General features: G+C 69.6%; 11 protein-coding genes. 8 read left to right on the forward strand and 3 right to left on the reverse strand.

Annotated elements, in window-relative coordinates:
• The 4 genes from ACLL81_RS13260 to ACLL81_RS13275 all read left to right on the forward strand — a co-directional run.
• On the forward strand, positions 1–900 hold a 900-nt coding region (locus tag ACLL81_RS13260; protein WP_411288828.1), incomplete at its 5' end, for a TonB-dependent receptor domain-containing protein.
• Positions 901–998: 98 nt separating this feature from the next.
• Positions 999–2,453: a CehA/McbA family metallohydrolase gene (locus tag ACLL81_RS13265; RefSeq protein ID WP_411288829.1), complete on the forward strand. Its 1,455-nt coding sequence runs from the start codon at positions 999–1,001 to the stop codon at positions 2,451–2,453.
• 54 nt (positions 2,454–2,507) lie between these two features.
• A complete protein-coding gene (locus tag ACLL81_RS13270) occupies positions 2,508–3,398 on the forward strand; it encodes an NAD(P)/FAD-dependent oxidoreductase (protein WP_411288830.1) in 891 nt (296 codons plus the stop codon).
• A gap of 78 nt (positions 3,399–3,476) precedes the next feature.
• Entirely contained in the window at positions 3,477–4,562 is a 1,086-nt protein-coding gene (locus ACLL81_RS13275; RefSeq protein ID WP_411288831.1) for a flavodoxin family protein, read from the forward strand.
• Positions 4,563–4,603: 41 nt separating this feature from the next.
• Here ACLL81_RS13275 and ACLL81_RS13280 read toward each other — a convergent pair whose 3' ends face one another.
• The gene (locus ACLL81_RS13280; RefSeq protein ID WP_411288832.1) at positions 4,604–5,029 is read right to left on the reverse strand and encodes an Lrp/AsnC family transcriptional regulator; all 426 of its coding nucleotides are present in this window, start codon (positions 5,027–5,029) and stop codon (positions 4,604–4,606) included.
• A 121-nt stretch (positions 5,030–5,150) separates the two neighbouring features.
• Here ACLL81_RS13280 and ACLL81_RS13285 point away from each other — a divergent pair, with 121 nt between their 5' ends.
• From ACLL81_RS13285 to ACLL81_RS13300, 4 genes are all read left to right on the forward strand, one after another.
• On the forward strand, positions 5,151–6,251 hold the full coding sequence (locus ACLL81_RS13285) for a saccharopine dehydrogenase C-terminal domain-containing protein (RefSeq protein WP_411288833.1): 1,101 nt from the start codon (positions 5,151–5,153) through the stop codon (positions 6,249–6,251).
• An 8-nt stretch (positions 6,252–6,259) separates the two neighbouring features.
• Positions 6,260–7,792, forward strand: a complete 1,533-nt coding sequence (locus ACLL81_RS13290) for an aldehyde dehydrogenase family protein (protein WP_411288834.1) — start codon at positions 6,260–6,262, stop codon at positions 7,790–7,792.
• Positions 7,793–7,894: 102 nt separating this feature from the next.
• Positions 7,895–8,851: an AAA family ATPase gene (locus tag ACLL81_RS13295; RefSeq protein WP_411288835.1), complete on the forward strand. Its 957-nt coding sequence runs from the start codon at positions 7,895–7,897 to the stop codon at positions 8,849–8,851.
• Between the two features lie 3 nt (positions 8,852–8,854).
• Positions 8,855–10,204 carry a VWA domain-containing protein gene (locus ACLL81_RS13300; protein WP_411288836.1) on the forward strand — a complete coding sequence of 450 codons (1,350 nt, stop codon included), beginning with the start codon at positions 8,855–8,857 and terminating at the stop codon, positions 10,202–10,204.
• Here ACLL81_RS13300 and ACLL81_RS13305 read toward each other — a convergent pair.
• The gene (locus tag ACLL81_RS13305; RefSeq protein WP_411288837.1) at positions 10,201–11,685 is read right to left on the reverse strand and encodes an MFS transporter; all 1,485 of its coding nucleotides are present in this window, start codon (positions 11,683–11,685) and stop codon (positions 10,201–10,203) included. The two genes, ACLL81_RS13300 and ACLL81_RS13305, sit on opposite strands and share 4 nt — an antisense overlap.
• A gap of 99 nt (positions 11,686–11,784) precedes the next feature.
• Positions 11,785–12,423 (reverse strand): carboxyl transferase domain-containing protein (locus ACLL81_RS13310; RefSeq protein WP_411288838.1); only part of this gene is annotated, 639 nt, incomplete at its 5' end.

A 12,423-nucleotide genomic window follows, 5' to 3' on the forward strand; every position in this document is an offset into this window, starting at 1 on the left:
TTCATCGGCGGGACCGGCGTGTTCGACTCGCTCGACCGCAGCTTTGACGACTGGGGCGCCACCATCGGCGTCAACTACCAGTTCCAGCCGGACCTGGGCGCCTTCGCGCGCTACACCCAGGCCTTCCGCCTGCCGTCCCTGGGCGACTTCATCACCAACCCGACCAACACCGCCCCCCGGGCCCAGGGGATCGACCTGGCCGAGGCGGGCCTGAAGATCGACCGGCCGATGTTCACGGTCTACGCCACCGCCTTCTACACCGCCTTCGACAGCCAGAACTTCACTGAGACCCGGTTCGACCAGGCTGCCAACGCCTTTGTCAGCCGCACGGAGTTCGCCTCCACCAACGCCTTCGGGGTGGAGCTGGAGGGCGCCATCCGGCCCACCGAGTGGTTCGACGTGGGCTTCAACGGGACGGTGCAGGACCCGCGCCTGGGTGACTTCATCTTCAACGAGCGGGTCGCCAAGGTGGCCGGCGCGTGCCCGCTGCCCAGCGACACGGTGACCGCCGGCGCCGACTGTCTGCGCCGGCGGGACTTTTCCGACAATATGCAGGTCCGCGCGCCAAAGGTGAGCGGGCGGGTGACGCCGGGCCTCAACCTGCTGGACGGCCGGCTGCGCGCCGAAGTCGACCTGCAGTATTACGGCAAGCGCTTCTCCGACATCGCCAACACCCTGATCATCCCTGACTATTTCCTGGTCAATGCGCAAGTCCGCTACAACCTCACCGACCGGCTGTCGATCTACGGCTATGGGAGCAACCTGACCAATGAGATTGGCCTGACCGAAGGCAATCCCCGGGCCGGCTCGTTCATCTCCGGCGAGGCCGGCGCGCGCTTCTACCTGGCCCGGCCCGAGCTTGGCCGCGCCTTCCGGGCCGCCGTGCTATATCGCTTCTAGTGAAAGCGACGACGCCGTCCGAGGTCAGGCTTGCGGCTTCCTCCCCCGCTTCGCGAGGGCGGAAGGAGCTGACGGCCGTCGTCGCGTTCCTGGCCGCGATGCTGCTGGGCGTCGGGCCGGCCACAGCACAAGGCACGCCGGACCTGACCCTGACCGGCGTGATGACCGGCGCCGACCACGAGACCTATCGCGAGGTGGGCTTCCGGGTACCGGCGGGGGTCACCGCGATCACCGTGGAGTTCGCCTACACCGGCCGGGAAGAGCGCTCGGTCATCGACCTCGGGCTGCGCGATCCCCAGCGGTTTCGCGGCTGGAGCGGGGGAAACAAGTCCAGCTTCACGGTGGCCGGGACCTGGGCCACGGCCTCCTACCTGCCTGGGCCGCTGCCGGCCGGGCAATGGAAGCTGATCCTGGGCGTGCCCAACCTGCGCAAGGACAGCCGCGCGCCCTACACCGCCAAGATCAGCTTTGTGCGCGGTCCCGCGTTCGCGGGGTTCGCGGCGGCGCCCCTGAAGACGGGCCTGGCCTGGTATCGCGGCGACCTGCACCTGCACACCGGGCATTCGGACGGGTCCTGCGCCTCGCGCAAGGGCGTGCGCGTGCCATGCCCGCTGTTCAAGACCGTGGAGGCCGCCGCCGCCCGAGGCCTCGATTTCGTGTCGGTGACCGAGCACAACGCCACCTCGCACCATCAGGCGCTGGCCGAGCTGCAGCCCTACTACGACGACCTGCTGCTGATCCCGGGCCGGGAGATCACCACCTTCCATGGCCACGCCAATGTGTTCGGGACGACGGCGCCGCTGGACTTCCAGCTCGGCGGGCCGCGGGCGCCGAGCCTGGAGCGCATCCTCGACCAGGTGGCGGCGGCCGGCGGGCTGATCTCCATCAACCACCCGGGGATGCCGTCCGGCGAGGCCTGCATGGGCTGCGGCTGGACGGCGGCGACCGACTTTTCGCGTATCCCGGCGATCGAGGCGGTGAACGGCGGGTCGCTGGCCCAGACCGGCGGCGTCGACGGTTTCCTGTCCGGCATTCCGTTCTGGGAGGCGGGGCTCAACGCCGGCTATCGGATCACCGCCATCGGCGGCTCCGACAACCACGACGCCACGCGCGACCCAGCGCAGCCGCAGGCGGTGGGCGTCCCTACCACTGTCGTTCGGGCCGCCGAGCTGTCCCAGGGCGCGATCCTGGCAGGAATTCGGGCCGGCCATGTGTTCGTCGACCTGGCGGGCGCCCGCGACCGGACGCTGCAGGTGACCGCGGCCGCCGGCGGGCAGTCTGCGGCCATGGGCGACGCTCTGGCCGCGCCGGCGGGCGCGCGGGTGATGTTTGCGGTTCACGTCGCCAAGGCGGCGGGCGGCCGCCTGGCGCTGGCGGGGCCGGCCGCAAGGCTCGTGACCCTGGCCGACGCCGCGCTTTCGGCCGACGCCACCAGCACCTTCTCCCTCATCAGCGACGGCCGGCCGGGTTGGCTGCGGGTCGACGTGCGGGGGCCGGACGGACGGCTTTGGCTGCTCGGCAATCCGGTCTATCTCAACCCGCCCAGCCACTGAGCGGAGCCGCCCGCCGCGCCGCGCGTTCTAGAGCGGACAAAGGGGGACCAGGCGATGCTCGATTGCGTGGTGGTGGGCGCGGGGCCGGCCGGGCTGACGGCGGCCATCTACCTGGCCCGGTTTCGCAGGAACTTCCGGGTGCTGGACTCCGGCTCCAGCCGCGCCGCATGGATCCCGCTGAGCCACAACCATCCGGGCTTCCCCGAGGGCGTGCGTGGCAAGACCCTGCTGGCCCGCATGCGCCGTCAGGCCGAGACTTTCGGGGCGCAGATCGCCCCTGGCCGGGTAGAGGACGTGCAGGCCCGCGGCAAGGGCTTCAGCCTGGAGACCGAGGGCGGGCGGCTGGACGCCCGCACGGTGATCCTGGCCACCGGGGTGCTGGACAACGAGCCCAACATCCCCGGCCTGGACCAGGGGGTGGCGCGCGGCTTGGTGCGCATCTGCCCGATCTGCGACGGCTACGAGGTGATCGACCAGCGGGTGGGGGTGATCAGCCACGATGCGCACGGCGCCGCCGAGGCCCTGTTCCTGACCACCTACACGCCGCACGTGACCCTGATCCATGTGGGCGCCGCCGACGCCCTGCCCGCCGACATGCGCCGCAAGCTCGCCGCGGCGAAGATCGAGATAATGGAGGCGCCCATCGGGAGCGTCGTCCTCGACCGCCGCAGGATTTCGGCCGTGTGCTTCGCCGGCAAGCCCCGGCATTTCGATTGCCTATATTCGGCCCTAGGCGTCACGCCGCGCACCCAGCTGGCGGTCAAGGCAGGCGCGCGGCTGGACGAGGACGCCCGGCTGGTGGTGGACGCCCACCAGGAGACCTCGATCCCGGGCCTGTTCGCGGCCGGCGACGTGGTGCGCGGCCTCAACCAGATCTCCACGGCGTCCGGCGAAGGCGCCACCGCCGCCACTCGAATCCACAACCGTCTGCGCGGGGTGGCCTAGGGCCCCAGGAACCAAGCTTGGCCGTGGTCGTTGGCGAGATGAGCCCGCGCTATTCCGCGCCGCCTCCAAAGGTCCGCCATGCCGCAGAAAGCCCCGCCCCCCCGCAAAGGCATGCCGAGCCCTGAACTGGACGAGCCCACCTTCCGCGAACGTTTCCGCAGCCAGTTCACCGACCCAGCCTTCCTGCCCCTGGATTCCGAGATCGAGCGGATCACCAGCGTGGCCTGGGACGGCTACATCAAGGGCCGCAAGTCGCCGGTGACCAAGGTTGCCGGGCGCGGCTTCGCCGACCCCAAGTACGAGCTCTCCGTGGACTGGCTGGCCGCCCGCCAGGCCATCCGCGAGGCCCAGGCCCGGCATGACGACAAGCAGGGGCCGATGCGGTTCCTGATCATCAACGCCTCGTCGCGCAGCGAGCACACCTGTCCGGGCGAGATGTCAAAGTCCTGGCGGCTGGGCGAGCTCAGCCACGAGGTGTTCGCGGGCGCCAAGGGCACGGAGGTGAAGGTCCTCGACCTGAGCCGGCTGACTTCGGAGTACGGCCGCAAGATCCACCCCTGCAAGGCGTGCTTCTCCACCGCCGCGCCGCTCTGCCACTGGCCGTGTTCCTGCTACCCCAACTATTCCCTTGGCCAGACGCAGGACTGGATGAACGAGATCTATCCCATGTGGGTGGAGGCCCACGGGATCATGATCATCACCCCGGTGAACTGGTACATGTCGTCCTCGCCGCTGAAGCTGATGATCGACCGTATGGTCTGCGCCGACGGCGGCAATCCGGACCCGACGCTGACCCAGGGCAAGGACGCCAGCCTCGCCAAGCAGGTGGAGCTCGACGGCTGGAACTATCCGCGCCACCTGGCCGGGCGGCAGTTCGCCGTGGTTGTGCATGGGGACGTGGAAGGCGCGGAGAACGTGCGCCGCTCGATCTCCGACTGGCTGCGCTTCATGAAGCTGTGCCCGGCGGGCCCGACGGCGGAACTGGACCGCTACATCGGCTACTGGAAGCCCTACGCCACCAGCCACGACGAGCTCGACGCCGACAAGGCCATCCAGGAGGAAGTGCGCAACGCCGCGCGCACCCTGCTGCAAGGGGTCCAGGGCGACAAGATGGGTAAGTTCACCGCCGCCGGCACGGACCTGGAATCGCCGCGGCAGAAGTGAGCCGCGCGGCGCACTCATCTGGCGAAGTCCGGAAATCAGCGTCAGCGGTTAAACTTGGTGGAGAGCACAATCGAAGAGTTCGTGCGCTCCACGCCGCGCAAGGCGCCGATTTCGTCGATGACCGTGTCCATGTCGCTGACGCTGGGCGCCTCCACGGTGGCGATCATGTCGGAGGGCCCGCTGACCGACTGCAAGCGGCGCACGCCGGGCATGCGTCTGAGCGCCGCGGTGACGGCGGCAGCCTGTTTCGGCTCCACGGTCAGCATGACGAAGGCGTGGATCAGCGCCGCCTCGCGGGTCTCCGACAGCCGCACCGCGTAGCCGGCGATGACGCCCGTGCGCTCAAGCTTGGCCAGCCGGCTCTGGACAGTGGTGCGCGAGAGGCCCAGCGCCCGGGCCAGCTCCGCCACCGGCGCCCGGGCGTTGTCCCGCAGGCGGGCGAGCAGGTGCAGGTCCAGGTCATCCATGATCATATCGCCGAATGCTGCGGGCTGATCGCCCATAATTGCTACACATATCGCCGAAATGCTAGTTGAATCCGGCGCGGCGCCGTCCGATCTTTCGGGCTTCGCAACCTGGGAGTTCGCCATGCGCAAGGTGGCTGTGGTCGGGGCCGGCAAGATCGGATCGACGGTTCTCGACCTGCTGGCCGGCTCCGGCGGGTACCAAGTGCTGATCATCGACCAGTCGCCCGAGGCGCTGGCCGGTCTAAATCCGCGCAGCAAGGCGCAGACCCTTTCGCTGGCCATCGACGGCTCGGACGCCCTGGCCGACGCCCTGGCGGGCTGCTTCGCAGTGGTGAACTGCGCGCCCTATCACCTGACCACCCAGGTGGCCGAGGCGGCCAAACGGGCCGGCGCCCACTATCTGGACCTCACCGAGGACGTGGCCGCCAGCCGGGTGGTCCGCGAACTGGCCGCGGACAGCCGCACCGCCTTCATCCCCCAGTGCGGTCTGGCGCCCGGCTTCATCACCATCGCCGCCTGGGAGCTGGGCAAGCACTTCGACGAGCTGCACGACGTGCGCCTGCGGGTCGGCGCCCTGCCCCGATATCCGTCCAACGCCCTGAACTACAACCTGACCTGGTCCACCGACGGGGTGATCAACGAATACTGCGAGCCCTGCGAGGCGATTGTCGGCGGCCGCCTGCGCGAGGTTCCGCCCCTGGAGGAGTGCGAGGAGTTCTCCCTCGACGGGGTCACCTACGAGGCGTTCAACACCTCCGGCGGCCTGGGCACGCTCTGCCAGACCCTGGAGGGCAAGGTCCGCAACCTCAACTACCGGACCATCCGCTATCCGGGGCACGCGGCGATCATGAAGGCGCTGCTCAACGACCTGGGCCTGCGCAACCGCCGCGCCCTGCTCAAGGACATCCTGGAGAACGCTGTCCCGGCGACCCTGCAAGACGTGGTCATCGTGTTCGTCACCGTCTCGGGCCTGAAGGCCGGGCGGCTGATGCAGGAAACCTATGTGGAGAAGATCTACGCCCAGGTGGTGGGCGGCGAGATGAAGAGCGCCATCCAGATCACCACCGCCAGCGCGGTGTGCGCGGTTCTGGACCTGCTGGCCGAGGGCCGGCTGCCGGACCACGGCTTCATCCGCCAGGAGGATATTCCCCTGGCCGACTTCCTCGCAAACCGCTTCGGCCGCTGCTACGCCCCGCAAGACGCCGCGCTCCGGACCGCCTGAGAAAGCCCATGACCCTGCAGACCAAGATCGGCTCCGCCGCGGCCGAGGCCGCCCAAGTTCTGGACCGCCTGGGCGTGCCGGTCGCGCTGTGGACCGGCGGCGACCGCGCCGTGCGCTCCCCCGTCACCGGCGAGGTGCTGGGCCGGGTGCACGACGCCTCCGCCGCCGAAGTTGACCGGGCCGTGGCGCGGGCGCGGACGGCCTATCTCGCCTGGCGCAACGTGCCGGCGCCCCGGCGCGGCGAACTGGTGCGGCTGTTGGGCTGTGAACTGCGCGCCGCCAAGACGGACCTGGCCGGCCTGGTGACGCTGGAAGCCGGCAAGATCGTCTCCGAAGCCAACGGCGAAGTGCAGGAGATGATCGACATCTGCGACTACGCCGTGGGCCTGTCGCGCCAGTTGTTCGGCCTGACCATCGCCACCGAGCGTCCCGACCATCGGATGATGGAGACCTGGCATCCCCTGGGCGTGGTGGGGGTGATCAGCGCCTTCAACTTCCCGGTGGCGGTGTGGTCCTGGAACGCGGCCCTGGCCCTGGTGTGCGGTGACGCCTGCGTCTGGAAGCCGTCGGAGAAGACCCCGCTGACCGCGCTGGCGGTGCAGGCCCTGTTCGAGCGCGCGCTGGCGGCGTTCGGCGACGCGCCCGACGGCCTGTCGGCGGTGATCCTGGGGGGCCGGGAAGCCGGCGAGGCCCTGGTGGACAATCCCCAGGTAGCCCTGGTCTCGGCCACCGGCTCGACCGCCATGGGCCGCGCAGTTGCGCCCCGGCTGGCCGCGCGGTTCGCCCCCGCGCTCCTGGAGCTGGGTGGCAACAACGCCGCCATCGTCGCCCCCACCGCCAACCTCGACCTGGCGCTGCGCGGCATCGCCTTTTCCGCCATGGGCACGGCCGGCCAGCGCTGCACCAGCCTGCGTCGCCTGTTCGTTCATGAGAGCCTGTATGACGCCCTGCTGCCCAGGCTGAAGGCGGCCTATGGCTCGGTGCGGGTGGGCGATCCGCGGGACGCCGCGACCCTGGTGGGCCCGCTGATCGACGGAGGCTCGATGCAGGCCATGCAACGGGCCCTGGATGAGGCCCGCTCGGCCGGCGGTCAGGTGACCGGAGGCGAGCCCGTGGACGTGGCCGGCTGTCCGGATGCGGCCTATGTCCGCCCGGCGCTGGTGGAGATACCCCACCAGACGGAGGTGGTCCGCCGCGAGACCTTCGCCCCGATCCTCTACGTAATGCGCTACTCCGACCTGGAAACAGCGATCAACCTGCAGAACGACGTGCCCCAGGGCCTGTCGTCCTCGATCTTCACCAACGACATGCGCGAGGCGGAGCTGTTCACCTCGGCCCGTGGCTCCGACTGCGGCATCGCCAACGTCAACATCGGCCCCTCGGGCGCGGAGATCGGCGGGGCGTTCGGCGGCGAGAAGGAGACGGGCGGCGGCCGCGAGGCCGGCTCCGACAGCTGGCGGGCCTACATGCGCCGCGCCACCAACACGGTGAACTACGGCGCTACCCTGCCCCTGGCGCAGGGCGTTAGCTTCGACCTCTAGGGCGTTCGTCGTCAGGTTTGCCCGTTCCGCGCCGGCTTGGCACAATAGGCCATTGAAGGCGGCCGGCGCGACTGGGCGCCCATTTTTCGAAAGCGCGAGAATTTGACCATTTCCCCACCCGCGGCCCGGGCCCCTGCGCCCGCCGGTCCGCTGGCATCCGTCGACGCCCTTGTTGAGGGCCTGGCCGGCGTCGGCTACATCGCCTCGCGCCGGATCGCGACCGCGCTCTACATGAGCGTCAACCTGCAGAAGCCGATCCTGGTGGAGGGCTCCGCCGGGGTCGGCAAGACGGAATTGGCGCTGTCCACCGCCACCCTCCTGGGCCTGCCGCTGATCCGCATGCAGTGCTACGAGGGCCTCGACGAGTCCAAGGCGCTGTACGAGTGGAAGTACGGCAAGCAGCTCCTCTACACCCAGATACTCAAGGACCGGATGGGCGCGGCCTTGGCCGACGCACCCAGCATGGACGCCGCCATGGACCGCCTGCATGGCATGGGCGACCTGTTCTTCTCCGAGCCGTTCCTGGAGCCTCGCCCGCTGATGAAGGCGCTGCAGGAGGACGACGGCTGCGTCTTGCTGATCGACGAGATCGACAAGTCCGACGAGGCGTTCGAAGCCTTCCTGCTGGAGGTGCTGTCGGCCTACCAGGTGTCGATCCCCGAGCTCGGAGTGATGAAGGCGACCACCCCGCCCATCGTGTTCCTGACCTCAAACAACGTCCGCGACCTGGGCGACGCCCTGAAGCGGCGCTGCCTGCACCTGCACATCCCCCTGCCGGAGCCGGCGCTGGAGGAGCGGATCGTGGCGGTCCGCGTGCCGGGCATCGAGGCGACGCTCACCCACGCCCTGGTGGCCTTCGTGCAGTCGCTCCGCACGCTCGACCTGCGCAAGCCCCCCTCGATCTCGGAGACTGTCGACTGGGCCCGGGCGCTGATCCTGCTGCACGCCGACAGCCTGGAGCCGGCCATGGTGCGCGATACGCTCAACGTGATCCTCAAGTACGAGCAGGACATCGCCGCCGTCGAACCGCAGATCGTCGAGCTGCTGCACCGCAGGTAGCCGATGCAGCGCACCCTCGAGGACTTCCTGCGCGCGCTTCGCGCCGCCGACGTCCGGGTCAGCCCCGGCGAGGCCATCGACGCGGCCCGCACCCTGGCGGCGGTGGGCTATGGCGACCGGGAACTGGTCAAGGACGCCCTGTGCGCCACCCTCGCCAAGTCGGAGGCCGAGGTCACCACCTTCGACCGGACCTTCGAGACCTTCTTCGCGCGCCGCAGTTTCGAGCTGCCGCTGGCGCGAGGCGGGCCGGAGACCCAGAACGGCGATCCCGGCGAGGCCGCCGCGTCACCCCTCGCCCAGGCGCTGCTGCAGGGGGACGCCGCCGGCGTGCAGCAGGCCATGGAGGCCGCCGCCGAACGGGCAGGCGTCAGCCAGATCCGGCTCTCCACCCAGCGCAGCCGGATGACGCGGCGGCTGCTGGAGGAGATGGGGATCGCCGAGATCGAGCAGATCATCGCCCGGGCCCGCAAGGCCGCTGAGGGCCAGGGCCTGGCCGACCGGCTGGACGCCGCCCGCCGCGCCCTGGTGGCCGAAGCACAGGCCTATGTAGAGCGCCAGCATTCGCTCTACGCCGCCGGCTCCGGCCGGGCGCTGCGCGAGGAGATGCTGGCCAGGAAGGCGCTGAACGCCGACGGCGGCATCGATCCCGTCGACCTGGCCGTCATGCAGGCCCTGGTCAAACGCATGGCCAAGCGGCTGGCCGACCGCTATTCCCGCCGCCGCCACCGGGCGCGCAAGGGCCACCTGGACGTGCGCAAGACGCTGCGGCGCAGCGTGGCCTATGGCGGCGTACCCTTCGAGATCGCCTGGAAGGTCAAGAAGATCGACAAGCCGTCGATCGTCGCGATCTGCGACGTGTCGAAGTCGGTGGCCGCCGCGGCTCAGTTCCTGCTGACCTTCCTCTATTCCCTGAACGAGGTGGTAGACCGGCTGGACGCCTTCGCCTTTTCCGGCCGGCTGATCCCGGTCAACGCGATCCTCGACGAGCATGGGGTGGAGCACGCGATCCTGGAGGTGTTGCAACGGATCGGCTTCCAGCAGACCGACTACGGCCAGGCTCTGGAGGACTTCTGCGAGCACCACCTGGACCGGCTGGACCGCCACACCACGGTGATCATCCTGGGCGACGGCCGCTCGAACTTCGCCGACCCGCGCCTGGACCTGATGCGCCAGATCCACGACCGGTCACGGGCGGTGATCTGGCTCAATCCGGAGCCGGAGAGCTACTGGGCCCAGGGCGACAGCGTCATGCACCGCTACCAGCGGTTCTGCCACGTGGCCAAGCCGTGCAACACGCTAGGCCAGCTCGAGCGGATCATCGAGGATGTTCTGCGGACCTACGTGCCGCACTAGCGCACGGCCGCAGCCGCGGCGGTTTCGGCGGCTTCCAGGCGGCGCGCCCGCAGGCCGCTGGAAATCTCGTCGTGGCGGCGCCGGGAGATGGCGTAGGGCAGCATCATCGCCATGGAGATCGCCGCCAGGATCGCCGAGCCCACGCCAGCGGTCAGCACCAGGCGGATCAGCAGGTCCTCGGGCAACACCGCCCCCACCTGCCGGCCGGCTTCCTTGGGGAACTGCAGCAGGTCGAGCACCAGACCGGCCAGCAGCAGGCCAATGCCCACCGAACCCTTGAACGCGAACCCGAGGCCCGCGAAGTAGAGCCCTTCGCGGCGGTGGGCGAACAGGTGCTCATGCTCGTCCACCGCGTCGGCCATCATCGACGGATAGGCGATGGCCGCGAAGCCGGAGCCCATCCCGGCGAAGGCCATGGCGATGGCCAGCAGCGGCACAGCTTCGGCCCCGGTGGCGGTGAACAGGCCCAGGGCCCGCAGGATCGGCGGCAGGGCCCACACCACGATCACCATGCTCATGCCGATCACCACGACGACTTTCTTCTCCATCCGCCGCGACAGCATGGGAGCGATCGGCACGCCGGCCATCAGCCCCGCCAGATAAATGTAGGCCAGGGTCTGGATCATCGACGGCTGCAGCTTCCAGACGAAGACGTTGACGTGGGTGTTGAGCGTCGTGTGCAGGCCGATGGCGGTGTAGACCACCACCGCCGAGCAGAAGAGGATCCGGAAGGACCTGTTGCGGAAGATCTCCGCCACCTCGCCGGGCAGGCGCCGCAGCAGCGGCCGGGTGGCCTGGACCCCGTGGGGCAGGGTGGCGGCGTAGCGGCGCACGCCCAGGGAGCAGACCACCATGCCGATGAAGATCAGCACCCCTGTCGCCATGCCGAAGCCCGGATAACGCTCCGGCCTCTGCAGCCCGCCCTCGCCGGCGAAGAACACCGAATAGGCCAGCGCGGTGACCACCACGGCGGTGAGCACGCTGGCGACAGTGCGGTAGGCCACGACGCTGGAGCGCTCGGCGTAGCCGGTGGCCAGTTCCGCACCGAGGGCCACGTAAGGTACGTGGAACAGCGACATGGCCACCCGAAGGGTGATCGCCATCGCCAGCAGCCAGGCGAACAGCAGCGGCTCGGCCAGCCCCGGCGGCGGCGAGAACAGCCCTGCCAGCGCCAGCGCCATCACCGGCGCCCCCACCAGCATCAACGGCACGCGGCGGCCCCACTTGGACCGGATATTGTCCGACCAGGAACCGATGAAGGGGTCCACCCCGGCGTCGAAGCACAGGCCGATGAACAGGGCCGCGCCCACCAGGCTGCCGGAGAGCCCGAGGACGGCGGTGTAGTAGAAGAACGCGAAGCCGATGGCGACGTTGAACCCGCCCTCGTGCATGTGGCCGATCCCGTAGAGCACCTTCACCGCGGCTGGCGGCTTCAGCTCTTCGGCGTCTTGGGGAGCGCTCGCGGGATCAATCGTCGTCACGAGGCGCCCTCCAGGCTGTGCACCGCGTCACCGTAGCCGCCCAATCTGGGATGACAATCATCCCGACCCGGCGGTCCGGGGCTTCGCCGTCCTGGCCGCCTACCAGCTGTCGATCCACCTCAGCTTCTTCTCGGTCCGCAGGGGGACGGGCGGCAGGCTCTTCAGGCCGCCGACGATCCACCGCCGCGTGTCGGCGGGGTCGATGACGTCGTCCATTGCGGGGCTGGTTCCCTGCGACATGGCCTTGCCGCGGGCGTACGCCGCGGCGACCATCTCGTCGAACTTGGCCTTGCGCTCGACCGGGTCGGCGATGGCCGCCAGCTCGTTGCGGTAGCCCAGCTTCACCGAGCCCTCCAGGCCCATGCCGCCGAACTCGCCGGTGGGCCAGGAGACCACGAACATCGCCGCCTGGTAGCTGCCGCCGGTCATGGCGATGGCCCCCAGGCCATAGCTCTTGCGCACGATCACCGAGAAGATCGGCACGGTGAGGTTCGCCCCGATCACAAACAGCCGCGAACAGTGGCGGATCAGGCCGGTCTTCTCCGCCTCGGGCCCCACCATGTTGCCCGGGGTGTCGGAGAGCGACAGAACCGGGATGTCGAAGGCCTCGCAGAGCTGCAGGAAGCGGGCGGCCTTGTCTGAGGCGTCGCTGTCGATCGCACCGCCCAGGTGCATCGGGTTGTTGGCGAACACGCCGACCGGGCGGCCTTCGATGCGGATGAAGGCGGTGACCATGGC

It is taken from the genome of Phenylobacterium sp. (genome assembly GCF_046590535.1).
Lineage (GTDB): Bacteria > Pseudomonadota > Alphaproteobacteria > Caulobacterales > Caulobacteraceae > Phenylobacterium.